Source organism: Desulfomonile tiedjei, from assembly GCA_016212925.1.
Lineage (GTDB): Bacteria > Desulfobacterota > Desulfomonilia > Desulfomonilales > Desulfomonilaceae > JACRDF01.
Genome location: JACRDF010000003.1, coordinates 209530 through 234879 on the forward strand (window position 1 = coordinate 209530; position 25350 = coordinate 234879).

The window sequence follows — 25350 nt, forward strand, 5'->3', positions numbered from 1 at the left end:
GCCGGTGCGCCGTACCTATCCCATGTTACTTTGTTGAACGCAAATTGGTACCAACTCCGCTGCTGGGACAACGCGCATGAAATACACCTCTTGTCGCTTCGCGACCCGGACGCGTGGCGTCCGGGCCACCCAGGAGGGGCCATTGCTGTATCCGTAAAACGGTTTCCGCCTATTCTCTCAGCTTGGAGGTATCGCCCACGGGGAGGCCAAGTTCGCGGGCTCGGAGGACCCTTCGGAGCAGTTTACCCGAGCGGGTCTTGGGAAGCTCTTCGACAAAGGCTATTTCAGTCAGTGGTACTAGATAATGGACGTTTGTTTTGACGTATGCCTTGATTTCATAGTTCAAGCGAGCCGACGGCGTGAATCCCTTGTTAATCGTCACAAAGGCTTTCAGGGTCGGTTTTCCCGCATCCACCATTTTGGAGATGACGGCAGCCTCTGCAACAGCCGGATGCTGGCTTAGCACCTGCTCGATCTCATAAGGGCCTATGAACTCCTGGCCGGCCTTAATGAGGTCATCGTTCCGGCCCTGATGATAGAAGTACCCGTCTTCATCCTTGATGACCATGTCTCCGGTAAGGAACCACCCATTCCGGAAGTACGCGGAATACCTTTCCTCGTCGCGCCAGATAGCCCGCATCATGGAAGGCCATCCCACTTTGAGCGCCAATTCCCCAAGACTTAGTAGGGACAGCGGGTTGCCATCACGGTCTATAACTGCGGCCTCAATACCCGGCACAGGCCTTCCCATCGATCCCGGCTTGATCTGTTGCGAGGGAAAGTTCGCAATACAAATCATTCCCGTTTCAGTCATCCACCAGTTGTCATGGGGCGAGTGTTTCAGGTTCTGCCTTGCCCAGTAGAAGAGATCGGGCGGCAAATTTTCACCGACCGTCGCGATGTGCCGAAGATAGGAAAAATCGTACCTGCCGGGAAGGTCGTCTCCAGCCTCCATGAGTCTGCGTAAAATCGAGGGCGTGGTGTACCAGACGGAAACCTGGTGCCTTTCCAGGGTCCGATACCAACTCGAGGCGGAGAAAGGGTCTCGCTGAACCACCGAGGTCGCGCAGCAGAGCCAAGGAGCAAATGCGCCGTACACCGTGCCTAAAACCCAGGCAGGGTCGCCGTCGGTCCAGAGCACCGATCCTTCGTTCAGGTCCAGGACATATTTGCCGGTGATCAGATGGCCGACCATGTCCTGATGCGCGTGAACCACTCCTTTTGGCGGGCCTGTGGAACCTGACGTATAGAGGAGGTACAGCGGTGTCTCCGGTGGAAGCCATCTGTTGGTGAAGTCCTTGGGCATGGCTTCCAAAAGGGGTTCCACTGCAACTTCTCCGGGATTTGGACCGGGCGAGGCAGTCTCCACCAGGAAAAGATACTTTACTCCTTCCATGGCTTCCGGAGAGAGTCTCTCCGTCAGGTCGGGATGCGCGACAATGCCGCGCGGTTCCGCGTTCCGGATTCGCCATTGCAGCTCTTCAAAATTGAGGGTGGTATACAGAGTCGAAAAGATCACGCCCAGCCGAGCGCAAGCCACCATGATAAAATAAATTTCCGGACAGGGAGGCAGCAACAGCAACAGGCGGTCTCCGGGGTTGAAGCCGTGAACGGAAAGTAAGCCGGCCCATCGGCAAGATTTTTCCTTCAGTTCCAGATAACTGAAGGACTGAATCTTCCCCGCTTTCTCGAACACCAGAGCGCGAACAGACTGTTTGGCAGGGTCATCCGCCCAACGATCCACGGCTTCGGCCGCGATGTTAATTTTGCCGCCCTCCCGCGGAGAAAATTCCTTCTCGGCTTCAGACCACGAAAAACCGGAACAGGTCTCAAAGTACAATTTCAAATTGGCTTGCGGATTCTCCGCTTTCACTCGAGCCTTGATCATGGGGTTCTCGTGACCGGCGTTGCGGTCTAGGGAGTCCAGACGTTGAATTTGGTATGAATTTTTCCGGCTCTCTCTAGAACCGCGGCTCCTCTGGCAGTTCGCACGTTAGGGATTCGATCCAGCCGCTCTTCAAATGTCAATACTCGCAGGACTTCCCGGACGGAAGCAGCCAGTGCCCAATTGTCGTATCCACCTTCAAGCGCAAAGAGAATCGGAGCGCTTCTAACCGAGTCGCTCAGTTGGAGTATTATTTGCGTCAACCACGCGAAAGCCTTCTCGGTCAAGCGGGTCCGGCCCAACGGGTCCCTTTGGTGCGCGTCGAAGCCCGCGGCCACCAGGATAAGCTGGGGCCTGAACCGCTTCACTATGGAGTGCAGTATATCACGATAGATGTGGATAATATCATTATCTTCCAATTCTTTTGGGACGGGGAGATTTACCGTGTACCCTGCGCCCTGGCCCACACCCGTCTCTTCCCAGTCGCCGGTGTGAGGGTACCACCCCATATAATGCGATGAAAGGTACAGGACTCTTTTGTCGGCATAAAACAGATCTTGAAGCGCGTTACCGTGATGCACGTCCCAATCGACGATGAGTATTCTTTCAAAGCCGTGTTCTTCGATGGCATAACGCGCGGTGATACCCAGGTTATTGAATATGCAGAAGCCGCCCGCTCGATCCGGCAGAGCATGATGGCCGGGCGGCCTCACGAGAGAAAAACAGACCCTGCAACGGCCGCTGAGGAGGGCCTTTAGTCCGTCGATGCACCCACCCACGGCCAGCCATGCCGCCAAGTAGCTCTTGGCGCTGGCCGGAGTATCAGGGGCCAGGCTGGTGAAGTCCCGGTCCGCTGTCGCGAGAATCTGTTTGATGTACGCCGGGGGATGCACCAATTCCAGGTGTTCGAGCATCGCTAATTCAGGCTGTATAATTTCGAGGCGGTCCGGAAAATCCTTGTCCAACATCCTATATATCGCCCTGAGACGATTAGGACTCTCGGGATGAACAAGACCCGGCTTGTGTTCCAGGAATCTGAGATCACGGACGACCCCGACCTTGATGGACAAACCTCACCTCACAGCTCAAGAACCATAGTTCTTTCCCGTTCGACTTCGTCACAAAATTGAAAGCCCACTTTGCGATACACGCGGACAGCCCTGAAGTTAAACGCCTCCACTGTAAGCCAAAGGCGTTTCAATCCAATTTCCCGGGCCTTTTGAACCGCCGCGGCTGTCAGCTCGGTTCCCAATCCTCTGTTCCGATACGGCTGATCCACGAATATTATGTACTCGCCGTCCTCTCTCTGTCGGTCAAGGATTAAAGCACAGTGACCGACCGCCTTGCCTTCCTTCCAGGCTATGAAGTTCTCGCCGCCTTCGATCAGTTTTTTGACCCACTTGCGGCGTTGCTCTTCCGAGGAAGGGGGCAGCCCCTGGCTTATCGCCTTGGGTGAGAACGCGTCATACATCGCGGTCAGCTCGGGCAAATTTTCCATGCCGCAGCAGCCCACCTCGAACGGGCACCCCATCTTGTCGATGTGCTCGAAGCGCCTGCTACAAGCCATAGCTGTTCACCCATCCAGATAGCAGAGGCTCAATCCTAAAGATTGATGCTTCACGAATTCGTCGACCGTGAGCCGAAGGCAAAGGTATTTTCGACGATGGGCAGAGCGGCGGTCAACATATTTCGAGGTCAACGGCTCGGATCAATTGCGAACCACGAGACGCAATGCGCTGATCCCTTCTTTGGATTTCAAGTGTCGGACCAGGTCGTCCGCCTGGTTTTCCGATGAAAAGTTCCCCAGGTGCAGTCGATATATGACCCCCATCGGTCTTGCTACAGGCTTCAAAGAGACGTCATAGCCTCGGGCCTTCCATTTTGCCGCCCATTGTTGCGCAATTCCAGGGTGGCTGAAAGCGCCGACCTGCACCGTATAGTGCTTCGCTCCGGCCTCTCCGCCAGAGGGCACTAACTGAGGAGGCCCTGAGCCCGGCAGTTTGCTCGGCAGCGCAACGGGTTTCCTTCGGTCCGCTTCCTCAGGTTTGACCGCGGTTTTGGGCTCTTCCGAACCCTTCACCTCTTGTCGCGGAGCAGCAACATCCTGCTCCGTGATTGCTGCCGCGGGTATTTCACCTGGGGGGCGACTTTTGTCCTCAGGAGCCATCAGCTTGCTGTAGAAAGTCACCTGGGGGCGTCCCGCCTCGAACCGATTTTCACAAATCGCGGCGGTCGGGCCGCTCCGTAGCTGGCCCGCGCCTTCTCGTGGTGGGCATGATGCATTGGCAGCCGATTTGCCCGGAGCGGAATCGTCCCGAATCAGCCTGAGGTTGAGTAGGACGAGCGCAGCCATTACTAAAAGGGCGCCAATTACTGCGAGGCCCAGCCAGCCATTTTTCAACGGTGGATTCTCAGTATCACACGGCTGCGGGTCCGGCTTCCTCATGATCAGTTTAGGCTTTTTTTGAAAGATTCGGCGGAGGCCCATGTTTCTTTCACATCCGGTCCGGAGCTGTTACTCCGAGAATTCCCAAACCGTTTGCCACCACTTGACGCACTGCCTCGGAAAGGAAGAGACGCGCTTTCTTCAGGCGAGGGTCGTCCGTGAGAACTCTGTTGTCATGATAGTACGCGTGGAAAAGTTCAGCGAGATCCATGAGATAGAAGGTCACCCGGTGCGGCTCCAGTGTTTCGGCCGCTTCTGACAGCATGTCCGGGAAGTCCGCCAGGTGCTTCATGATTTTTTGCTCTTCCGGCAACGACAGCGTGGTCAGATCCGGGTCGGTAAGATCGGTGTCAATGCCTCTTTCCGAAGCTATCCGAAAGATGCTTGCAACCCGCGCATGAACATACTGCACATAGTAAACGGGATTGTCGCGGGACTGTTTTTTGGCCAGATCGAGGTCAAAGTCAAGATGGCTGTCGCAGCGTTTGGTCAGGAAAAAGAAGCGCGCCGCGTCGGGGCCGACTTCTTCCAGCACTTCCCGGAGGGTGACGAATTCACCGGAGCGTGTGGACATCGAGATCTTCTGTCCCTCTCTGACCAAGGTCACAAACTGAACCAGCAGCACCTTGAGGACATCGGGGCTATGGCCGAGGGCTTCTATTGCCGCACGTACCCGAGGTACGTACCCATGGTGGTCCGATCCCCATATGTCCACCAACAATTCGTAGCCGCGTTTCAGCTTGTCCTCATGATAGGCTGCGTCCGCCGCGAAATATGTCGGCTCGCCGGTGGCCCTCACAAGGACCCGGTCTTTCTCATCCGCGCGGTCATCCATGACAAACCACAGAGCGCCGTCCTTTTCTTCCGTCTTTCCCCGACTGCCCAGGTCCTTCAGAGTGGCCGCGATGGCCCCGCTTTCATGGAGGGTCCCTTCCTTGAAGTAGCTGTCGTAGCTCACGCCGAAGTAATCCAGATCTTCCTGTATGCCCTTCAGTATCCGGTCGCAAGCATAGGCAGCGCAGAGTTGAACAGCCTCAGTCTCGGGAAGCGTCCGAATTTTCTCCGCCAAAGGGGTCTGCTTGAAATCTGCTGCCAGCTCCTTGATGTAATCACCCCGATAGTGATTCTCGGGGAATTCGATCTGGTCCCCGATGAGTTCCTTGTAACGAACAAGCAGCGACCGTCCGAGGATCTTCATCTGGTTGCCTGAATCGTTGACATAGTACTCGGTTTGCAAATCGTATCCGGAGGCTCGCATCAAGCGCGCGAGAGTATCGCCGACAGCCGCGCCTCGGCCGTGACCCACGTGCAAAGGCCCGGTAGGATTGGCACTGACGAATTCCAGGAGAACTCTGGGGCCGTTACTGGTTACCCGGCGGCCGTAATCACCTTTTTCGCTGTGGATTTGACGCACGACCTCATGCCACACCTGAGGCGCCAGGAAGAAATTAATGAACCCCGGCCCTGCAATTTCCGACTTTTCAATTAGTTCGGATTCTCTCGCCAGATGCTCGTTTATGATCGAGGCCACTTCTCTGGGCTTCATTTCGAGTTTGGCCGCGAGTACCAGCGCCGCGTTTGTCGCGTAATCACCGAACCGCGGATCTTTGGTCCTGGACACCTCTATATTCGGAGGTTCACCTTCCGGCAACGACAATTCGCTCTTGCTAACGGCATCTCCAATTGCTTGTCGGATAACACCTCTTATCAATTCCTTCATTCAACCTTTACCTCAAGATCTGGACTATCTGTTTCCTGCATAAAAATATGGCGGACTAGACCACCTCGACCTTCTCTAAGCCGCTTTAGTATTCGAATCCGGCCTCTTTGGCCTGTCGTTCGGTCTACTTGGATTCTTCTTCTTTCTCGACTTGTCTTTCAAGCGGCAGCGTGACGTCTCTCGTAAACTCCGGGCATTTGGTTGAGGTGGCACCATCCATCGAGAATTTCTTGTTGCAGGTTTGTCGCCATGCGCAGACGACGCATATGGTTCGATTGCTTTCCATGGGCGGCCTCGCCGATATTTTGCTCCGAATCGTTTAATATGCTCTTTGTCGGGCTTGAAATCAAGGGACCACCATGGTGGGTAATGGGCCGGTTTGAGTTTTTCCATCTCCGGCGAAAACAACTCAATTTGTCGCCCAGTTGAAAAACCGGGTCCATCCCGCGTTCCTCGCGGGACTGGATTCCGGCCCCGGTTTGCACAGGGGTAAACTTGGGGATCGCTGGACTGACAATAGGGCTGCGCCCAACGAATCCGAAGTTTCGAGCTGACCCACTACCGTGGATTTCCCTCTGCAACGATCGATCACGGAACCACGAGAGGGTTGGCACGGTCTAACACTAGGAACCGCGATCAGTTCCCGGACGGACTATCGCGTCCGTGAACGAGTTGGCTCCATGTCAACATAAGCCGGTTGGGAAAAGACGCGGTCCACTCGCGGCTTTGTGACTAGAATTGCTTTATCAATTCTAAGGCTTAGCGTCAAGAGCTTTCAGTATACTTTAAGGAACTGAGGCCTATTATTCGAGCGAGAACAAGCTCTTTAACGATCGGGATTCACTCCCGACCTCGGGAAGCAGGCCTTGATAATTGCACTGGACCCTTCCTGGACTTTTTGATAAAACTTCATGAAGAGGAGCGCTTTATGGATTTGATCAATCCTGACAACCTTCAACTAGTCCCGGGAGAGAGCATAGGCGCCATGTTTTCAACCGGCCCGGAGAGTCCTGAACAGGTCGGGTTGTTCCTGCGATCCGCGTTCGGCATTCCGCGCGGAAACGGCGATCTTGGCATTATGCAGAGAGCGGGCCTCATCCAATTCAATGATGTTTTGCTCGTGCTCACTATGGTGAAGCTCGACGGGCCTGCGGATGAACTCTTCGACATCTGGTGGAACTACCATTCGAGACGCGGTGACGAACAATTCAAGCGCATGGCCGAACAGGATAGGCTTACGGTACACTTCTACAGCGAGACGGGAAAAGACTTCACCATTGATGCGGAAAACGGTTTCCAGCGATTCTTCAGTAACTTACATAAACATTTTGAGAGAGTTCCGAGTTGGACTGAGGTGGAATTCGATCGCGCGGTTCGTGGTTTCTGTGCACAGGCGTATCCCAAAGAAAATCTCTGGGATATGATTGAGTTCAGTGCTGAGACAGATCAGTCCGCAGAGAAAGACGAAACCGTCGATCCCGAGGCCTATGTTCAAACCCTACCGGAGGAATTGCGACCTTTCTATGTATACCTCGCGGACAAAGGGCACTGCATTCGTATAGTGCCTTCGACGTTCGAACAGGAGGCTTCCGACGGCAACCCCGAAGACTACCTGCACCCTGCGCCGGTCAAGACGGTCTTGCGCTGCGGGATCAGGTGGACAAAGGGATACCCTGTCGCGCCCATCCCCTTCATACCCGGCCACGGGCTGGCCGTTCCCCCCGACGATCAGGAATTCTGAAGTATATTGCGGGGCAACTACTGCCAGTGAGGCGACCATGAGAGCCTTTACAGCCGTGATTGAGCGATGCCCTGATACCGGCCTTTACGTTGGATATATCCCGGGTTTTCCAGGGGCGCATTCTCAAGGCGAGACTATCGACGAACTCAATCGCAATCTGCGCGAGGTCATAGAGATGCTCCTCGAGGACGGGGAACATCGAGCTTAGGTAGATTTAGAAAGAACATGACATGTCACGGTAGTCTCACTGGGAGCGCAGCTCCTGTTTTGGCCGCTGTTCAATTTCTTCCGGCGAAGCTGTTTCAAAGAATAATTCCAGGGCCTCTTTAAGATTGTTGCGCGCCTGCTCAACCGTCTCGCCCTGGCTGGCGATATCAAGCTCGGGACACAAGGACACGTAACCATCGCCCTCTTTTTCGATAATTGCGGTCAGTTTGCGTACCATGCTACCTCCGTGATCACAAGTAATCTGTCCCCGGTGAAACATGCTACTGCGGTGCATCCGTAATTGGTTCATATCAGTAGGGCGGCCCATGGCCGCCGAATCTAAGAATTGGCGGGCACGGCCCGCCCTACATCCTGCATCAAGTTGGTCCGGCTCCAGCATATTTTAAGGGCATGTACGCAAAGTTGGCCCGGTCACGCGGCTTGTTCATTCATGTTTTGAACAGGCTGTTTGAAGACAGGACCATTGAGGCACCGACGCGTCGCGGGACCGGCCAGGGACTATCAACTATTTGTCGCTCTTCTTCAGTTGTTCCAGTTCGCGGTTGCACTTGGAAAGATCCCTGTAGAGCGAATCGACCTTTTCGGCGTCGGCTTCTTGTGATTCCTCCAACTTTATAATATCATTCATGATCTTCCGGCATTGGAGGTTTTTTACCACGTCGGGTCGGCAGGCCTTTTTACACTCATCTTCATCGCCTTTGAAGTCGAGCAATTTCTTTCTCAGGGCAGTCACTTCCTGGCGGACTTGGGTCACTTTTTGGAATTGTCTCTTTTCAAAAGCAGCGGTTAATTCCTTGTCCTTTTGAGTGAGTTGTTGTTGAACAAGGCTCTTCTTTTTATCCAATTCTTGGCATTCTTCGCAGGTTATTGCGGCCGCGCTTTGAACGTAAAATAGACACAAAGCGCCAATAACCATCCAAATGGTCCTTCGGTAGGTCAACTATTTGATTCCTTTCCAGCCGTCCATTAAGGAACCTCGGCCCAGCCCCACCTTATCTTATATCAGTTAGCTGTGAACCATGCAAAAAAACCGGGAATGGCAGGCAGAAACACCGGCCCAACACTGTTGATCTAAGAAGCCACCCTTAAACTGTTGTTGTGGGGCAGTCCCGCGAGGCGCGGGACTGCCCCACATGTTCGCTTTCAGAACTGGTGAAGAAATGTTGCCAGACCTTGAATCATGTCCGTGCCGGAATTTGAATTGTGCAATTCATCTCCCTGGCCCCACATATTTCCGTTGGAAAGATGGCGCCACTGGACGCCGAGAGAAAGCACTCCCCCACCGGGCACACATTTCTCGATGCCGCATCCCCCTAGCAGTGACCAGTTCCAGCGAGAACCCGAGTTTCGGTACGTCTCTGAAACGTAACTCAGCCCTGCGCCGCTTTCCAGGTAAGGGGCAAGGCCCATCAATGTGTGCGGGAATGTGAATCGGCCTTTCGGGACCCATGCCAACTCGTACCCATCGCGAAAATTCAGGTTTTTGATCCGCTCTATAGTCCCCTCGTTGTAGAACACGTAAGAGGCCATCAAGGCCACTTGAACCTCGGCCAGGGCCGGCCCGAAAACCGTCAATGCAGGATACTTCGTTACTCGCCTGCTGAATTCCAGCGTGGCGTAGTCCAGTTCGGTGGAAGTGCCGAACGTTTTGCCGTATGCCAGCTTTATGAGGTACTCGTGACTTGGTTTAAACACCTGAGGAGTCAGACATGTAGGTGCAATCGGCCCCCTGCCAAGATCAGGATCCCCGGCAAAGTCCCCCGCGACGAAATACGGGTTTTGATTTTGGGGCAAACCATAGTCCCAGGCTGTAGCGTTTGGGGGAAGGAAAAATGCGACAAGGAGCGCCGACAATACGACAGGGCTATTCAGGCGACAAATAAAACCCACGAGTTCCTCCTTGAAATGAAACCAAAAAACAAACAAAAAATAATGGTCCGCTCGCTACCACGGACCGTTCGCGCTGTCAAGAAAGAAAAGCTGCTAAAATCTCAGTACATAGCCTAACTTGCTTCTGATTTTCCCAGGGTCGCGGTGGGCCGGACTTGATTTAAGGTCAGGAATGCGGTAACCGGTACACGATAGGCTAAGAAGGAGGATCACCTTATGAAGATCGCGTCTATCCTGGGAAGTCCACGGTCCAAAAGCAATAGCAGCACCCTTGCTCGAATTGTCACGGAAAAGGCAAAGGAACTCGGGGCCCAGACTGAGGAATTCGTGCTCAACAAGCTCCAATTCAAAGGATGTCAGGGTTGCGAGACCTGCAAAACAAAGCTGGATCACTGTGTGCTAAAGGACGATTTAACAGCGGTGCTTGAAGCCGTAAGGGAAGCCGATGTGGTGGTTCTGGCCACTCCGAATTATTTCGGAGAAGTTTCGGGTCAGTTCAAGCTGTTTTTCGACCGTACTTATTCCTTTGTTAACCCGGATTTCACCAGCCGCCTCAGCCCGGGCAAGCTCTCGGTCTTCATTATGTCCCAGGGGCAACCGGACCTGAACGCGTACGCGGATGTGCACCCACGCTACGAAAGGTGGTTGAAACATTACGGATTCGTCACCAATCACGTCTTGCGGATGAATGGCCCGCGAAATGCCGACTCGGTGGCAAAGCGGCCCGATCTAACCAGCCAGGCGGAAGAGATTGCTAAAAGCCTCATGGTCAACCCCTAGCGGTCCCGCGAGTATGGGGAAATTGAGAAACCAAAAAAACGGATGCCGATCCGTGGGTAGGAGGTTTACGGACCGGCATCCAGGCAAAATGTTTTAATTGTCAAGCCCCGACCGGGGCCGCTAAAAGCCTCAGGCCCTCCCGGGAGGGCACGCCTGACCGGATGAGCCCCACCCGTTATAAGAAGACCCCTGATAGTAGTTTGGAGCACTAGAGTATCGGGGCTGGTAAGGATTCCCGTAGTAGCTCGCGGCCGGCGCCTGCTGAACCATAGGACGCGGCTGAGCAGGAAAGTTTTGCTGATATGACCGTGGAGCGGGTCCCGGTTTCGGTTGATTGGACATTTGCGTTCCGGCTGAGGGAAGACTTCTACGCGCAGCAGCACTCTGGACGGCCTTCTTTGTAGACGCTGCTTTGACCGTCGGTCGTCCTGGAGGGGTTGATCGGTTTTGCGTGGGAGGTTGCTGATAGGCTGCTCGCGCTGGGACCGGTTGCGGGCCGACAACCGCCTGGTGCGGTGTGGAAGGCACCGCGGTGTAGGCCGGGGGCTGGTACTGAACCGCGCCTGGATATTGAGGCTGCCCCGAATTTGTCGCGTTATAGGTATAGTCCTGGTTGATTTCCGGGTGATATCCCATGAGATAATCGAGAAAACTTGCATGAACATTGGATTCTGAAAATAGCAAGCACATGATGGAAGCGGTAATGAAACATAAGATTTTAGTAATCACACCAATCCTCCTTTGCGTGGCGGGCAATTCATTACTGAGGATATATGGATATACCAATGTTAATATGATGTCAAGAGTTAAGTGCGATCGAAAAAGAGACGTTCCTCCAAACACTTTTCCACAGATGCTGAACGGTTAGGTTGGGCGCTGCTAATACCTTGACAGCGGGTTCCGGGGTTGCTATCAGAATAGCAGGGGTTATCGTGAAACCCAGGCAATATAGGTGTACGGATTGTACCCGACTGAGAAATCACCGTGGTTCTCGAGGGTTGTGTCGTTGATTGTTCCTGTTTTCTCCTCGGTCTCGGGCTACACTGCCGAGGATGGTTTCCCCGTAGCGCCGGTCGATTGCTTAAGGCTTGCGTCGCGGCCCCAACAAAGAAAGGAGTGTTCGTTTTATTGGACGAACCTAGTTCAGAGAAACCGGGCAATCTCGTTCGCTGGCTAAAGAGTAAGATAGGCCTGGAACGCACCCCCCTGGAAATCCAGCAGGTCCTTGACGAGAGCGAGGAGCGCGGTCTTATCGACGAGGACGAAGGCGAAATGATTGAGGGGATTGTGGAACTCAAGCAAACCTTCGCCCGAGAGATCATGATTCCTCGAATTAATATAGTAGCCGCGCCCAAGAACTCGACCAGAGAAGAAATCCTCAACACAATTATTGAATCAGGCCATTCTCGTATACCTGTGTACGAAGAAAACTTGGATCACATTGTGGGGATACTCTATGCCAAGGACCTGCTCCCATTGTGGTTGAACGGCGAAAAAGAGTTCACCATCGAAGAAATTCTGAAAGAACCGTACTTTGTTCCGGAAACAAAACGCATCAATGATCTGCTCAATGAATTGCGAACCAAGAAATCCCACCTGGCAGTAATCGTTGACGAGTACGGCGGAACTGCGGGCATTGTCACCATCGAGGACATCATCGAAGAAATCATCGGCGAGATCCGCGATGAACACGACTTCGAGGAAGAGCCTTTCGTCGCGCAGGAAGACGGGTCTGTTCTGGTGGACGCGAAGGTGAACATTTACGATTTCGAGGAGAAATTTGGAGTGACCATTCCCAAAGAAGGTTACGACACACTTGGAGGCTTCATAATTCACTTTCTCGGCCGGGTGCCGAAAAAGGGCGAAGAGATGGATTATGAAGGACTTGTGATGCGTATTCACTCCGGTGACCAGAAGAGAATTACTCGCATTTTGGTGACCCCGCCATCCGAAGAACCCAAGTCCGCGACCCTGCTGGGCCATCCCGAAACCCTACCATGATCAAGTCTCTACTGGCGGCGGCGGCGGGCGGCTTTCTGCTGTCACTTTCCTTTTCCCCCACTAATTTGTACCTTTTGGCCTGGATATCCTTCATTCCTTTGTTTTGGGCCCTGCGCAGGCAACCGAGCTTTCCGCATGCCGCCATGTGCGGCTTTGCTTTCGGCGCTGCGTTCTTCCTGGTGGATGTCAGCTGGGTTTATCGCACTCTGGTGCTTCACGGCCACTTCGAGACCCTTCCCGCGCTTGCCGTATTCTTCGGGATGGTACTCTCGCTGGCATTCATACCGGCCGTGTTCGCACTAGGGCTAAGTTTCCTGGCAAGAGCCGGCTTCAGACAAGCTCTGGTTGCTCCGTTTCTCTGGGTGGCTCTGGAGTACGTTCGTACAGTGATCTTCACCGGTTTTCCGTGGGATCTCACAGGATATTCCCAGGCGGGGCAACTTCGCCTGATTCAAATCGCCGATTTGACGGGTGTGTACGGAATTTCTTTCCTGGTAGTTTTTGTAAATGGGGCACTGTGGGAAGTGTTGACGAGAATTCCGCGGGGGACCCCTTTCACAAAGGGGTTTTCGCCGCAACCGTCTGCCTGGAGGTTGCTCGAAGTTGCCGCGCTCATCGTGGTCGCCACATTGGTATATGGCCAAATGCGGCTCAAAGATTTTCCCGCGGCCGTAGACGATCCCGGAAGCTGTGGGATAGGCGTCCTCCAGGGCAACATACCGCAGGAGATAAAGTGGGAACAAACAGCCAGGGAACACACTTTTCGCACGTACGAAAAGCTGGCTGAACAAGCCGTGGCCCATGACGCCCGCCTGCTTGTCTGGCCGGAGACAGCGATTCCTGTCCTGTTCGGAAGGCCTGATGAGGAGTCAAAGAGGGCAGGGGAGATTTCAGAGCGGGTGGGGGCGCCCATGCTGGTGGGAGCGCCTTTCAGTAAGGATGTGGCCGGGAAAACCCGGTATTTCAATAGCGCTTTCCTGGTTGACGGCAAAATGCTCAGGTACCGCTACGACAAAATGCACCTGGTCCCTTTCGGGGAATATATGCCGCTGACCTGGCTTCTTCCGCTCGGCCCCGGGCTGGCCGCGCGTGAAGAGGATTATTCGCCGGGTAATACCATGACAGTCATGCACTCGAAGGGATGCCCTGCGTTCAGCGTGTTAATTTGTTACGAGGCAATCTTCCCGAACCTCGCGCGTCTGGCTGTTCGCAACGGCGCGGGTATGCTGGTGAACATTACCAACGACGGCTGGTTCGGAGCCACGGCTGCTCCGTATCAGCATTTGGTCATGGCCGGGTTGCGAAGCATAGAGAACCGGATCTGGCTCATCAGGTGCGCAAACACCGGTATAAGCACCGCGTTCGACCCGGCAGGCAGAAAGGCCGCAACGATTGCCCTTGAGCAGGAAGGGTTCTTTACGGTGCGCGTTCCTTCTTCGCTGAATCCGGGCTCCTTTTACAGTAGATTCGGCGACGTGTTCGCATGGGGTTGTATTGTCTGCGTGGCCGTTCTGGGGCTGTGGGCGATCATCGCCCGGCGCCACAAGGCCACCATCGGTGACCGCCCATGATTCAAAAAAAGGGAGGATCTCCTTTTTTCAAAGAAAATCCTTTCCCGCTCGCATATGGAACCCCGGTGTTGATTTGTTTAGTTACGATCCGCCAGCACGCATGCCCGCGCTACCAATTCCCATGGTTCGGCTTCGCAGTCGGACATTATACCGGTTGCCAAAAGTAATGTCCGTTTAACCGGAAGATAATCAGTCTGGCCTTCAGTCGGTATCGACAGGTCCTCCTTTGCCAGAACGTTATAACGCCCGTCGTTCCCGCGAAGGCGGGAACCCAGGAAATCCCGCGAGACGCGGGACTGGATTCCTGCTTCCGCAGGAATGACGGAATGGGCGCTTGCAAATCGGACAAGAATTATGGCAACTGCTAAAATTTCGGCAATGGCTATAGATCAGTGGCCGCGAACCTATTACCGATCAATTGCGGGTAGGCAAATTCCCTGAAGGGCTTACTCGATTCTGTAGTGCAGGTTGAATTTGATGGGGGTATCACCCGCGAACTGCCTTGCAAGTTCCTCTACGCGTTTTCTCTGCTTTGGATCACGGACGATTCCCCGCAGCAGAAGTGTTCCCTCTTCAACACATACCTCGAGGGTGTTCACAAAAAGATTTGGGTCCGTAAGCAATCGGGCTTCGAGCTTGGCTGCCTGTGCATGGCGACGCAATTCTTCTTGTGCCGCGTCGGTCTTCAGTTTGTCCAGATCGTGAAGCGCTTCACATACGATGTGGACAACTTCATCAATGGGCTGAATTCCTGTATTAAATATAGCGCCGAATTGTTCGGGATCGTCCCACCGTTTACCGTAAAGAGCCATAATAAATCGGGATCTTTCATGATCCGTGCGTGAGATGAGCCATCGTGCGGTATCGTAGTCCACGGACTCTCTGATCATGACCCGCTCCATCCTTGTTCCAAACGGGGCTATTATTCGTACTCTGAACGCATGAGGCACTCCTTTGAGGAGAAAATTGCCTCCACGTTCCATAATGACTGCATTATCCCTTTCCGCGTATTCCAAGATAATGCTTCGGGTGAGTGCGGCGAAACCTCTGAACGACCAGTCGTACTTTTCCCAAACGGACGGGGAGTGTTCGTCAAAGCCTTTGGCCCATTGCTCCCATTTGTTGCCCTGAGCCCGTACCTCTTGGAAAAATCTGTCCCTTTTCAGGTACTCGTATCCAAGCGCGTCCGCTACTCCTCCGGCTATTTCCCTGCCGCCGCTCCCAAATTCTCTGGAGATAGTTAGAATGGCCATTCTCTTTGCCTATTTCTTCTCTGGAGGATCTGCCGGCTCTGATCCGGACGCGATTGCCGGAAGGGGCACCTCGGTGTTGGGTTCCTCGGATCTGAGTCTCCACTTGATCCACAGTTTTCCCGCAACAAGCACTCCAATGGCGAATGCGGCTTCCACCGAGTACTGAAGAACTTTGCTTGGTTCCCAGTAGGTCACGACCACCGGATCGGTGATGATCATCTCCCCGCCGACCTTGCCCAGTATTGCAGCGGCAATATAAATGATTACCGGATACCGATCCATGAGCGTCGACAGAAGGCTGCTGGTGAATATGAGAAACGGAATACTCAATGCCAGCCCAAACAGCAACAAGAACAAGCTTCCGCCGGAAGCGCCCCCGACCGCGAGCATGTTGTCCAGGGACATGCTTATATCTGCGATTACTATGAGCTTGACTGCTTCCCAAATGGTCGCGGGCTCATCGGAAACACCCTGTTCAGGCGCGACCTGAATAAAAAGCTTAACCGCGATCCAGAGGATTAAAGCACCGCCTATGAGCTTGATAAAGCTTATAAGCAGCAACTGGGACACAAAAAAGGTCATCGCCACCCGGAGAAGGATCGCGGCGCCGGCGCCGACAATAATGCCCAGTCGCCGCTGTTCGCGAGGCAGCGATCGGACGGCCATAGCGATCAGGACGGCATTGTCGCCTGCCAAAATCAGATCTATTATTACAATGCTGACAAGACGGGACAGAAAATCTAGATCAATTCCCATATTGCTGAGGAACCCAAGTTCCATGCAAATTACCTCGGTCGCCTTGCCATTCTTGCCCCGAACGAACCGACGGGACTGAGGGGCCAAAGCGGCTTTTTGCTGGGGCTTATCAATTAAGCAGGCGGCTCGGCTCAGTTCTTATACGATGAAACGAACGCGACCTATGCCAAAGTCACCAATCCCATGCCTAAACAGCGGGTTTCTCCAATATTTGAGCATACCTCGCCGCAGCCTCCCCGGTCAACTCTAATCCTGCACCGGTGTAACGGAACAACCTATAGCAGTTGCCAAAAATATAGTGGTTCTCGAAATCACGGATTGACTTGTGGGTGTCCCGCCAAGGCGGGACTGGCTTGTCCAGCAGTGCGACTCCATTCGGAAAAGACTTTTGAGAATCACTAAAATGTCCGTTTCTCTCCGGCGCCTCGTCTACCATTGCTGCTTTGTCTACCCGTCGTTCCCGCGCAAGCGGGAACCCAGGGAATCCCGCGAGACGCGGGACTGGATTCCTGCCTCCGCAGGAATGACGGAATTCGGTTCTTCCGAATCGGATAAAAATATTGGCAACTACTACATAGTAGCCAGTCGCCTGCGCGGTGGAAATCTGGAGTGACGCGTGTCACAGTAGCGACCGGCATTTTGCCGGTCCTAGTGGTTCTCGGCATCATTTGGCGGGCCACATTCTCCTGAGCCACTGAGCGGTTAATGGGAACGTGCCGCCCAACTCTCGCAAAAGCCTATCAGTTGCGCCTATGATCAGGTTCCTGTTGACCCGAGCCCCATGGCTTGTTACTTGTAAAGTTCAATTAACGCTGTTCGGAATCGAATTCAAGCGCAACGTCGCCAGACTGGAGCACGCACAATTCAATAGAGGAAATCGCGGGGGTGAAGATGTCCGGACCCAAGAAAGTCGTCCAAGAGCTGTTAGGCCTTTGTGGCGTAACCGTCAACGGGGCTGCCTTTTGTGACATAAAGGTCAACGACGATCGAATGTATTCCCGAATGCTCCGTTACAAGAATTTGGGTCTGGGCGAATCCTACATGGATGGATGGTGGGATTGTCAGAGACTGGATGAATTCATATTCCGAATCCTCAGCGCAAGGCTCGATCAAAAGGTGCGGGGCAGCCTCAAGTTTCTTTTGCCCGTGGCGAAAGCGCTGTTGTTCAACCGCCAGTCAAAAATCCGGTCACGAGAGGTTGCAGAGCGGCACTATGATCTTGGCAATGAACTTTTTTTCTCGTTCCTGGACCCGTACAATCAATATAGCTGCGCATATTTCAATGGAACCGACAACCTCGATCAGGCGCAACTTAACAAAATGGACCTCATTTGCAGAAAACTCGGACTGAGTTCGGGCGATCGCGTTCTGGACATCGGCTTCGGGTGGGGAGGATTGGCAAAGTACGCTGCGCGGAATTATGGCTGTTCCGTCAAAGGCGTGAACATATCGCAAGAGCAAATCGCTTTCGCGCGAGAATTCTGCAAGGGCTTACCGATCGAGGTCGTTCATTGTGACTACCGGGACGTGCAGGGAGAATTTGACAAGGTAGTCTCGGTCGGCATGTTCGAACATGTGGGACGAAAGAATTACGGGAAATTCATGCAAACGGCCGGCCAATGCCTGAAAGAAGGGGGTGTGTTCCTTCTACACACCATCGGCAGCAACGAATCGCAGGTCAAGTCCGATCCATGGATCAGCAAATACATTTTCCCGAACGGTGAGCTTCCGAGTATCGAGCAGATCAGCAAAGCTGCCGAAGGCTTGTTCGTGGTTGAGGATCTGCACAACCTTGGCCCGCACTACGACAAAACCCTTCTGGCATGGAACGAAAGATTCCAACAGGCCTGGCCGCGCCTGGAAAGTAAGTACGATCAGAGATTCAAGAGGATGTGGGAGTACTATCTCTTATCCTGCGCGGGAGCGTTCCGAGCCCGTGACATACAGGTGTGGCAGATCGTCATGACCAAAACCTGTACGCCACAGCCTGCATGCAGGTTTTGAGGAAGGATTTATGCTAATCGGCTTTCAGGAAAGTGAAGCCAGTCAGCCCTTTGTCAAAGAAAGTGGCAGGCTCTCGCGGGGCCGTCAGCCCATCACGGTGGGGGCCGATGTCCCTGCCGGCCCGAATCGGCACTAAATGGCGGCCACGGGCCGCCCTACCATTGGCCGCGATCCTTTGCGTAGGGCGGGCCGTGGCTGCAGAAAAACCAGGGTCCATGTCTACCAAGGCTTGAAGATTACTTCGGACTAGTCACCTCACAATGACTCAGAGCGGGTAACCTACGGTACCTTCTACGAAATCCATACCGTCTCCAGATATGATCCGGAGAATTCCACTACTATTCTTGGCTGGTTCGCTGACAGATTCCACGAAGTGAAGAACGTGAACAGATCGACCGTCTGATCTTCTTGATCGCCTATCTTGTCATTGAGCCATTGGGATACTTGACGAACCGTGGAGAGTATTATCCGGTCCGCTGACGTCCCTTTGTTGAAAGCTTGCAGGGATGGGGCTGTCTGAAGCTGCTCGACTGCCTCCTCCCAGTGGATGCCTTCAACTTTTCGACGCAGAACATAGGCGTTGCCTCGATCTCGAATCAACAGCAAGGGGGGGTTGGCCCGAACCCGAGCATTCTTGATTCGGACGCCTTCCAATTCCGGCATGATCTGTTCAATGAGTTCCTTCTTTCGCTCCACCTGACCGACCATGCGTGCCTGGAGACGCTCGAAGATATAATCCTGCCCACCCAGTGAAATCTCCTTGAGTCGAGTAGGATCAAACCCCAGATCCATCAAATCGCCGATGGTAAGGGTATCCTTGGACGATCTCCCGTGTGACTCCATCCAAGCCACCAGACTAGGCCGTCGGTAGTTCGGAAGCGATTCGATCACCCGCGCGGGATTCTGTTTAAGCGTTTCAGGCAATTCAAGCCACAATTCCCTATCACCGGAGAGGAGGTGCGGTTTATCCACGAGTTCTCGAGGCGCATAAGACTGCACGGGCATGGCCCTGACCTCAGGAGTGAGGATTATTTGTTCCAACGACTCGCCGCCCGTGTACCCGAGAAGTCGCCCGATCCGGCGCCTGAATCCCAGCAGCTTGGTGACGAAACGGGTGAACATGAATCTGACCACCGAGGACTGTTCCGTTCCGTGAATTTCTTTCTCAAAATAGGTCAGGAGCGCCGCGTAAAGGTCCTTGAACTCCTCAATAGTCCTCTGGACCATGAGTTCGTTGTCCCTCATGTCGATGGTTGCCCGCTTCCTCTTGAGGTGATAGACCAATTTGGATATTGCATCTCTCAAATCTCTATCAGCCAGTCCGGGCGGGACGAAAACCATGTAGAGCGCGTTCCCGTCAGGATTCAAGACGCCGGTAACAGCTTCCACCGGCCGCCAGTCCAGTTTGAGATAGATGTCGTAGGTGGGGTCTTCCTCGGGAATGATGTTGTCCAGTATCCCTACAGCGGACTTTTCGATCAAGAAATCGCGAAAGGCCGAAAGGATCCGGTTGCCCAATCCTCTGTTCCTGAAAGGGGATGCCACTTCCACGTATACGAGATAGTAGCAAGGGATGGGTTTCTTCAGGTACAGCATGTTGAGCCGGCCAAGGTTTTCACCGGTCTCGGCAGTTATCTCTAAGGTCTTGAACCCATTGACATTGTCTGACCGAAGCCGGTCGATCTTGGCGCCTGAGACCGTTGCATGCACCAGATCGCCCAGCTCTGTGAACAGGTCGGTTATTATTGCAGAATTAGAGGCCCCGCCCTTGATCCCTTCTTCTATCAGGCTTATGAGAGCCAATCTCTCATTAAGACTAAGCCGGCCCGCGCTCGGGGATGGGGAGGAGGGGGAAGCCTTTCGTGTTGAAACTTTGGTCATGGGTCTGTGTCCTTTTGATTCTCTTGGCCCCTGGGTCATGAGAAATCCCAAAAAAAAAGCGGAGTCGCTGCTCCGCTTTGTATTCCGTTATGTTGAACCGTTACACTCAGCCGAGCAGGCAGGTACTCCTTCCGCTAAAATAAAAATAAAAATATGCCTGAGTGGTGGCGGTCACGTGTTTCTCCGTTAAATTCTATTCTTATCCCGGCCCGCGGTCTTTGTCAACATCCTTTTGTGAAACTCCCCGGCGATCACCACATGGGTTTCGGTGACCCGACAGGCCCGCGACGTGGTGTATCTTTGCCGGGCTTGCTCACTTTTGATTCCTGTAAGAGCTGCGCTATCCACCTTTCAATCTGTTCTTTCCACTTGGGATCGGTCTCCTTCTTAAGTGCGCGCTCAAAATAATTCATTGCTTCAAGACTTCTACCCGCCAACATGCAAGCCACGCCGAGGTTAGCTAGGACCTCGGTGCTGTCGGGGTTGATTCTCAAGGCCTGCTGATAGTCTTTTACGGCTTCCCCGTACTTCCCGAGCCCTGCGTACGCGAGGCCGCGTCCCACGTAAGCCGATGCAGAGGACTTTGCAAGCCTTATTGCATGGCTGTAATCCTCGATTGCGGCCTGATGCTCAAGGTTGAAGTTGTGCGCGTCGGCACGATAAATATAGCCTTTCGGATCTGACGGCCTAAGCCGAATGTACTGGGTAAAATCATGCACGGCTTTTTGGGGCAGGCCCATTTGGTCAAAAGCCTCACCTCGCAACCGATAGGCCTCCGCCAGGTTGTTGTCTCTCCGGATGGCCGTGGATAAAGTCCGCACAGCAATGGCAAAGCGTTTTTGTTCAAACTGTTTCCTGCCCTGATCGAGGTAAAACTGCGCTGTGTGGGCGGCAACAGGCTTCTTGGTGCTGCTGATTGGTTGCGCTGGAAGCTCTTCGGTCAAGACATGGGTCATGAGCGCGGCCAGAAGCAACCAACGCAGTGACAAGCGGGGATTCGGTATTCCTATCATTGGACCAGGAGGCAAAAAGCCATCTAATTCCGTTTTATTATTCGTAACCCTTGCCGACCTATCGGTTCCCTCATCGCGGCGTGACAAGAAGGCCTTCCCTCCGAGATGCCGGGAACTGAGGTCGTAAAAGGCCTGCAAAAGCTCAATGCACGAAACAGGCTGTTTTGTCAATCTCAGGCTGCCGGGCTCGTCATAGTGACCCACTGACAGATCGGTCCATTGTACCAAGGAATAGCGTAATAACTTGGCTAGACACCGGCGGGTCTGTGAGATAATATAAACGGCGACCCTCGTTCGATTCCCGGTCCAAAAGCCGGCCACCCCATCGCCAATCAAACGCGGTCCTCAATGAGGCCGCCAACAACTCTTTCCACGGAGACGCGCCATGGAGTACAACGACATTCTTGTTGATTCCCAGGGTGAAATCGGCCTGATTACACTGAATTCTCCCAAAACGATCAACGCCTTGTCAAAGAGCCTGATAGGGGAGCTTATTTCGGCGTTTGAGCACTTTGCAGCGGATTCGCAAAAAAAGGTGATCATCATTAAAGCCAATGGGAAACACTTTTGCTCGGGTCACTTCCTGCGAGAAATGGTCAACGGCGACAGGTCGGAGTACAAGTTCATATTCGAGCAGTGCAGCCGAATGATGAAACTCATTCATAAAATTCCTCAGATAGTAATTGCTCAAGTTCACGGAGTAGCCACCGCAGCCGGGTGCCAAATGGTGGCTACGTGCGATCTTGCGATAGCGGATGAGACGGCCAGGTTTGGAACACCAGGGGTGAGGATCGGACTGTTCTGCACAACCCCGATGGTCGCTCTCACGCGGGCGGTTGGCAGAAAGGCCGCGATGGAAATGCTTATGACCGGACGGCTGATCTCTGCCGAGGAGGCGCTGCAAATAGGCCTTGTGAACCGAGTGGTTCCTGAAGCCGAGCTGGAAAAGACAACCATGGACATGGCTTTGAACATCGCCGAGGCAAGCCCGCTGGTGCTTCGTATAGGCAAAGAGGCTTTCTACAATCAAATCGAACTGGACGAACCCCGCGCGTATGAATACGCCAACAATGTGATTACATTGAATGTGATGGCGCAAGACGCACAGGAAGGCATCACTGCTTTCCTCGACAAGCGTAAGCCGGTCTGGAAAGGCCAGTGATAGCTATAAGAGCCGCCGCAGCGCCCCCATGGGCGGGGGGCTAGCGGCCGGCAGCCAGCACCTCGTTCACCCATCCGTAAGAGGCTATCATCGCGGGGAAGCCCACCAGGGTCATAGAAAGAAGCACTACTTGGAGGACCTCCTTGTCGGTGGCGCCTGCGTCAAGGGCTCGCCGTGCATGTGATCTTACCGCGCCCTTGGAACATAGCCCGATTGCCGTTCCCAATTGGATGAGATGCTGGGTCTTCCTGTCGATGGGCCCGGCATCCGAAGCCAGATCCCCCACATTGCGGTATGCCTGTGCAATCTCCGGATGTTTGTCCAAAAATTCCTTAAAAATTTCCGGTAAATACATTCTTGCCTCCCAAACTTTATTGTATTCCTGCCATGAACAGCACCGAACCGGTTCGAAGCCGCGGCCAGTTCAGTCCGCAACTTCTTGTTACAGCCTTGTTCAGGAACTATCATTCCATCAACCCTGGCATTTTTCCATGATACTATATTTGGGAACCTTCGCTGACAGAATTCTGCACGCGCAAAGTTATGGTCCGGCGATGCAGAAGGAACCATTTGTATGGATGGGGGCTTCACATCGTGCCGACGTCAGGGAATTGTGGGGCAGTCCCGCGGCTCGCGGGACTGCCCCACAAAAACATTCCTGCCACTCGGGAAGGCTGAATGGTCACCTGCAAAACCGGTAAACTGTTGACCCCACGCGATAATTGATGCATCTTATAATGCTTTAACGCGAAAAACATTGGGGTTCTTTGAGGAGAGGCACAAGTTTTGGCAAAGAAGTTCCACTCATAAGCCTCTTAGTTGAAATTGCCTTGAAATCTGTCGGCCCGACGAGAAAAAAATTTTGCCGGGCCGGTTGCGCAAACAATCTCAAAGAAAGGAGATCGGCAGTGAGGGTACTGTCAGGCATCCAGCCGACCGGCGGCCTACATCTCGGCAATTACCTGGGAATGATGAGGCCGATGCTGTCGTATATGGACCGGTCGGAGCTTTTTGTTTTCATTGTAAACCTGCACGCGCTCACAAGCGTTTTCGATGGCGAGAAGCTTTCAAGAGGCACTTTGGAAGCGGCCGCGGATTTCATGGCCCTCGGCTTGGACCCGGATAGGTCCATTTTTTGGGTTCAGTCCGACGTCTCCGAAGTGGTGGAACTTAGCTGGATACTTACGTGTATCACGCCAATGGGCCTTCTGGAGCGTTGCCACTCGTACAAGGACAAGATCGCGAAGGGGATTTCCCCCAATCACGGGTTGTTTGCATATCCTGTGCTCATGGCCGCTGACATCCTCCTGTACCAGGCTAACTTGGTACCGGTTGGAAAAGACCAGAAGCAGCATATTGAGGTTACGCGGGATATCGCCATGAAATTCAATAGCACGTACGGTGAGACCTTCGTCGTCCCTGAAGGGGAAATCAGCGACGAAGTCGCGACCATTCCAGGAATCGACGGCCAGAAGATGTCTAAATCGTACGGCAACACCATCGAGATCTTCCTTGACGAGAAGACGCTGAAAAAGAAGGTCATGAGTATCCTTACCGATTCCACTCCGGTGGAACAGCCCAAAGATCCTGAAACATGTAACCTTTTCCAGATTTATCGTCATTTTGCGCCTCCCGACAGAGTGATTGAAGTGGAGCGCCTGTACAAAGAAGGCGGGGCAGCGTACGGGACCTTAAAAAAAGAACTCGTCGGGATTCTGTGGGATTGTTTTCGAGGCCAAAGGGAAAAAAGAGCCAGATTACTTGCCGATCCGGGGCACATACGAGACGTGCTGGCCTCCGGAGCTGCAAAAGCCAGAGCAATTGCTGTCAATACCATGGACGAAGTCACGCGGCGAGTGGGGATACGATATTGATATTGCCGCCGGAATCACGCAAACCGGATATTCGCAAAATCGTTCCGATTCTGAGGCAGGAGGTTCGGAGTTTCCAGGTTCCCATTGTCACGGAGATGTCCAGGAAAAGGCGTGACCCTTTCGATGTCCTCATCTCCACCATACTTTCCTTGCGAACCAAAGATGAGGTGACCAGACAGGCCGCGATTAGGCTGTTGGGAAAAGCTCGAAACCCGGAGCAGATCCTCGCGCTTCCTGAATCGGAAATCGCAGCCCTGATCTACCCCGTGGGATTCTACAAAACAAAGGCCCGAACGATCAGGGAAGTCTGTCACGAGCTTATTGAAAAATATCATGGCAAGGTGCCTGACGACCTGGACGAACTTCTGAAGCTCAAGGGGGTGGGACGAAAGACCGCCAATCTGGTGATTACTCTAGGTTACGGCAAGCCGGGAATTTGCGTGGACACTCACGTGCACAGAGTAAGCAACAGACTAGGATACGTGAAAACCAAGAACCCGGATGAGACCGAAAAAGCCCTCAGGGAAAAACTCCCCAGAGAATATTGGATAGAATACAACGACTTGCTGGTGACCTGGGGTCAGAATATTTGCAGGCCCATTTCTCCATTCTGCTCCAAGTGCGCAGTTATAGCCTGCTGCCGGCAGGTGGGCGTGTCCCAGCATAGGTAAATTGTATTGAACATTACTTTTTGCCTTTAACAATTGCTGTATTCGAATCAATTCTCGACCGAATCAATCATAATTCTCAGGCGTCTGCAAATTGTATGGTCCGGATAGGAGGAATGAATATGCCTGAGGTGAACTGGCCGAGAATTAAAGAAATTCTGGATAATTCGCTAATCAAATGGAAGCAGGATCATGGCCGGGAACCTAAGATGAACGTGGTGCATGAGGGTCACATCGGCTGGGAGACAAAAGAAGAATTAGCTCAAAGTAATCCTTACGGCAAAGTGCTTATCGAACCTGACAAGGTGGGGAACGGCCGCGGAGCCGAGACCAATCTGGTCAGAATATTGACTACTTTTATCGGGGGCTACAGAAGGATGCCCTCTGGGGGGCCTTATCTTGCGAAGGAGGAGATTGACGAAATAAAACAATGGATTGATGACGGCATGCCCGACTAGGGCTGCCGAGAATTTCGGG

Annotated in this window: 24 protein-coding genes; 10 read left to right on the forward strand and 14 right to left on the reverse strand. The window is 53.3% G+C overall.

Features of this window, described 5'->3' with window-relative positions; all coding sequences use genetic code 11:
• Window positions 1-169 precede the first annotated feature (169 nt).
• The 6 genes from HY913_01510 to HY913_01535 all read right to left on the reverse strand — a co-directional run bounded on the left by HY913_01510 (window position 170) and on the right by HY913_01535 (window position 6337).
• A complete protein-coding gene (locus HY913_01510) occupies window positions 170-1888 on the reverse strand; it encodes an AMP-binding protein (protein MBI4961932.1) in 1719 nt (572 codons plus the stop codon).
• A gap of 26 nt (window positions 1889-1914) precedes the next feature.
• Window positions 1915-2955 carry a histone deacetylase gene (locus HY913_01515; protein MBI4961933.1) on the reverse strand — a complete coding sequence of 347 codons (1041 nt, stop codon included), beginning with the start codon at window positions 2953-2955 and terminating at the stop codon, window positions 1915-1917.
• 8 nt (window positions 2956-2963) lie between these two features.
• Window positions 2964-3452, reverse strand: coding sequence for a GNAT family N-acetyltransferase (locus tag HY913_01520; GenBank protein MBI4961934.1), 489 nt, complete (start codon window positions 3450-3452; stop codon window positions 2964-2966).
• Window positions 3453-3593: 141 nt separating this feature from the next.
• Window positions 3594-4286, reverse strand: coding sequence for an SPOR domain-containing protein (locus HY913_01525; protein ID MBI4961935.1), 693 nt, complete (start codon window positions 4284-4286; stop codon window positions 3594-3596).
• A 94-nt stretch (window positions 4287-4380) separates the two neighbouring features.
• The gene (locus tag HY913_01530) at window positions 4381-6051 is read right to left on the reverse strand and encodes an arginine--tRNA ligase (protein MBI4961936.1); all 1671 of its coding nucleotides are present in this window, start codon (window positions 6049-6051) and stop codon (window positions 4381-4383) included.
• 124 nt (window positions 6052-6175) lie between these two features.
• Window positions 6176-6337 carry a hypothetical protein gene (locus HY913_01535; protein ID MBI4961937.1) on the reverse strand — a complete coding sequence of 54 codons (162 nt, stop codon included), beginning with the start codon at window positions 6335-6337 and terminating at the stop codon, window positions 6176-6178.
• A 642-nt stretch (window positions 6338-6979) separates the two neighbouring features.
• Between HY913_01535 and HY913_01540 the strand changes: the two genes are divergently transcribed.
• Entirely contained in the window at window positions 6980-7792 is an 813-nt protein-coding gene (locus tag HY913_01540; protein ID MBI4961938.1) for a hypothetical protein, read from the forward strand.
• Between the two features lie 37 nt (window positions 7793-7829).
• Window positions 7830-8000, forward strand: a complete 171-nt coding sequence (locus HY913_01545) for a type II toxin-antitoxin system HicB family antitoxin (GenBank protein ID MBI4961939.1) — start codon at window positions 7830-7832, stop codon at window positions 7998-8000.
• A gap of 36 nt (window positions 8001-8036) precedes the next feature.
• Here the strand turns inward: HY913_01545 and HY913_01550 are convergent, their stop codons facing one another.
• The 3 genes from HY913_01550 to HY913_01560 all read right to left on the reverse strand — a co-directional run bounded on the left by HY913_01550 (window position 8037) and on the right by HY913_01560 (window position 9910).
• The gene (locus tag HY913_01550; GenBank protein ID MBI4961940.1) at window positions 8037-8237 is read right to left on the reverse strand and encodes a type II toxin-antitoxin system HicB family antitoxin; all 201 of its coding nucleotides are present in this window, start codon (window positions 8235-8237) and stop codon (window positions 8037-8039) included.
• A gap of 288 nt (window positions 8238-8525) precedes the next feature.
• A complete protein-coding gene (locus HY913_01555) occupies window positions 8526-8960 on the reverse strand; it encodes a hypothetical protein (protein MBI4961941.1) in 435 nt (144 codons plus the stop codon).
• A gap of 203 nt (window positions 8961-9163) precedes the next feature.
• Entirely contained in the window at window positions 9164-9910 is a 747-nt protein-coding gene (locus HY913_01560) for an acyloxyacyl hydrolase (protein ID MBI4961942.1), read from the reverse strand.
• Window positions 9911-10126: 216 nt separating this feature from the next.
• On the opposite strand from HY913_01560, the gene HY913_01565 reads away from it, so the two are divergent.
• From HY913_01565 to lnt, 3 genes are all read left to right on the forward strand, one after another.
• Entirely contained in the window at window positions 10127-10690 is a 564-nt protein-coding gene (locus tag HY913_01565; protein MBI4961943.1) for a flavodoxin family protein, read from the forward strand.
• Between the two features lie 1128 nt (window positions 10691-11818).
• Window positions 11819-12691: an HlyC/CorC family transporter gene (locus tag HY913_01570; GenBank protein ID MBI4961944.1), complete on the forward strand. Its 873-nt coding sequence runs from the start codon at window positions 11819-11821 to the stop codon at window positions 12689-12691.
• A complete protein-coding gene (gene lnt, locus HY913_01575) occupies window positions 12688-14262 on the forward strand; it encodes an apolipoprotein N-acyltransferase (protein ID MBI4961945.1) in 1575 nt (524 codons plus the stop codon). The genes HY913_01570 and lnt overlap by 4 nt, the downstream gene beginning before the upstream one ends.
• A gap of 446 nt (window positions 14263-14708) precedes the next feature.
• Here the strand turns inward: lnt and HY913_01580 are convergent, their stop codons facing one another.
• A complete protein-coding gene (locus HY913_01580; protein ID MBI4961946.1) occupies window positions 14709-15515 on the reverse strand; it encodes a cytidylate kinase family protein in 807 nt (268 codons plus the stop codon).
• 9 nt (window positions 15516-15524) lie between these two features.
• Window positions 15525-16295, reverse strand: coding sequence for a TerC family protein (locus tag HY913_01585; GenBank protein MBI4961947.1), 771 nt, complete (start codon window positions 16293-16295; stop codon window positions 15525-15527).
• 867 nt (window positions 16296-17162) lie between these two features.
• On the opposite strand from HY913_01585, the gene cfa reads away from it, so the two are divergent.
• Window positions 17163-18275 (forward strand): cyclopropane fatty acyl phospholipid synthase, encoded by a 1113-nt coding sequence (cfa, locus tag HY913_01590; protein MBI4961948.1) that lies wholly within the window; start codon window positions 17163-17165, stop codon window positions 18273-18275.
• A gap of 291 nt (window positions 18276-18566) precedes the next feature.
• On the opposite strand, the gene HY913_01595 is transcribed toward cfa, so the two are convergent.
• Together HY913_01595 and HY913_01600 are read right to left on the reverse strand one after the other, a co-directional pair.
• Window positions 18567-20156: a hypothetical protein gene (locus HY913_01595; GenBank protein ID MBI4961949.1), complete on the reverse strand. Its 1590-nt coding sequence runs from the start codon at window positions 20154-20156 to the stop codon at window positions 18567-18569.
• 251 nt (window positions 20157-20407) lie between these two features.
• Window positions 20408-21145 carry a tetratricopeptide repeat protein gene (locus tag HY913_01600; protein ID MBI4961950.1) on the reverse strand — a complete coding sequence of 246 codons (738 nt, stop codon included), beginning with the start codon at window positions 21143-21145 and terminating at the stop codon, window positions 20408-20410.
• Between the two features lie 409 nt (window positions 21146-21554).
• On the opposite strand from HY913_01600, the gene HY913_01605 reads away from it, so the two are divergent.
• Window positions 21555-22331, forward strand: a complete 777-nt coding sequence (locus HY913_01605) for an enoyl-CoA hydratase (protein MBI4961951.1) — start codon at window positions 21555-21557, stop codon at window positions 22329-22331.
• Window positions 22332-22371: 40 nt separating this feature from the next.
• Here the strand turns inward: HY913_01605 and HY913_01610 are convergent, their stop codons facing one another.
• Window positions 22372-22686, reverse strand: a complete 315-nt coding sequence (locus tag HY913_01610; GenBank protein MBI4961952.1) for a carboxymuconolactone decarboxylase family protein — start codon at window positions 22684-22686, stop codon at window positions 22372-22374.
• A gap of 553 nt (window positions 22687-23239) precedes the next feature.
• On the opposite strand from HY913_01610, the gene trpS reads away from it, so the two are divergent.
• The 3 genes from trpS to HY913_01625 all read left to right on the forward strand — a co-directional run bounded on the left by trpS (window position 23240) and on the right by HY913_01625 (window position 25331).
• The gene (gene trpS / locus HY913_01615) at window positions 23240-24205 is read left to right on the forward strand and encodes a tryptophan--tRNA ligase (protein MBI4961953.1); all 966 of its coding nucleotides are present in this window, start codon (window positions 23240-23242) and stop codon (window positions 24203-24205) included.
• A 95-nt stretch (window positions 24206-24300) separates the two neighbouring features.
• On the forward strand, window positions 24301-24876 hold the full coding sequence (locus HY913_01620) for an endonuclease III (protein ID MBI4961954.1): 576 nt from the start codon (window positions 24301-24303) through the stop codon (window positions 24874-24876).
• A gap of 119 nt (window positions 24877-24995) precedes the next feature.
• Window positions 24996-25331, forward strand: a complete 336-nt coding sequence (locus tag HY913_01625; GenBank protein ID MBI4961955.1) for a cytochrome c — start codon at window positions 24996-24998, stop codon at window positions 25329-25331.
• The last annotated feature ends 19 nt before the right edge of the window (window positions 25332-25350 follow it).

Bases quoted from the DNA above. Each gene is read 5' to 3' on its own strand.
- HY913_01510 (MBI4961932.1), bottom strand. From the start codon at position 1,888: ATGATCAAGGCTCGAGTGAAAGCGGAGAATCCGCAAGCCAATTTGAAA.
- HY913_01520 (MBI4961934.1), bottom strand. From the start codon at position 3,452: ATGGCTTGTAGCAGGCGCTTCGAGCACATCGACAAGATGGGGTGCCCG.
- HY913_01530 (MBI4961936.1), bottom strand. From the start codon at position 6,051: ATGAAGGAATTGATAAGAGGTGTTATCCGACAAGCAATTGGAGATGCC.
- HY913_01535 (MBI4961937.1), bottom strand. From the start codon at position 6,337: ATGGAAAGCAATCGAACCATATGCGTCGTCTGCGCATGGCGACAAACC.
- HY913_01540 (MBI4961938.1), top strand. From the start codon at position 6,980: ATGGATTTGATCAATCCTGACAACCTTCAACTAGTCCCGGGAGAGAGC.
- HY913_01545 (MBI4961939.1), top strand. From the start codon at position 7,830: ATGAGAGCCTTTACAGCCGTGATTGAGCGATGCCCTGATACCGGCCTT.
- HY913_01550 (MBI4961940.1), bottom strand. From the start codon at position 8,237: ATGGTACGCAAACTGACCGCAATTATCGAAAAAGAGGGCGATGGTTAC.
- HY913_01565 (MBI4961943.1), top strand. From the start codon at position 10,127: ATGAAGATCGCGTCTATCCTGGGAAGTCCACGGTCCAAAAGCAATAGC.
- lnt (MBI4961945.1), top strand. From the start codon at position 12,688: ATGATCAAGTCTCTACTGGCGGCGGCGGCGGGCGGCTTTCTGCTGTCA.
- HY913_01580 (MBI4961946.1), bottom strand. From the start codon at position 15,515: ATGGCCATTCTAACTATCTCCAGAGAATTTGGGAGCGGCGGCAGGGAA.
- HY913_01585 (MBI4961947.1), bottom strand. From the start codon at position 16,295: ATGGAACTTGGGTTCCTCAGCAATATGGGAATTGATCTAGATTTTCTG.
- cfa (MBI4961948.1), top strand. From the start codon at position 17,163: ATGTCCGGACCCAAGAAAGTCGTCCAAGAGCTGTTAGGCCTTTGTGGC.
- HY913_01595 (MBI4961949.1), bottom strand. From the start codon at position 20,156: ATGACCAAAGTTTCAACACGAAAGGCTTCCCCCTCCTCCCCATCCCCG.
- HY913_01605 (MBI4961951.1), top strand. From the start codon at position 21,555: ATGGAGTACAACGACATTCTTGTTGATTCCCAGGGTGAAATCGGCCTG.
- HY913_01610 (MBI4961952.1), bottom strand. From the start codon at position 22,686: ATGTATTTACCGGAAATTTTTAAGGAATTTTTGGACAAACATCCGGAG.
- HY913_01620 (MBI4961954.1), top strand. From the start codon at position 24,301: ATGTCCAGGAAAAGGCGTGACCCTTTCGATGTCCTCATCTCCACCATA.
- HY913_01625 (MBI4961955.1), top strand. From the start codon at position 24,996: ATGCCTGAGGTGAACTGGCCGAGAATTAAAGAAATTCTGGATAATTCG.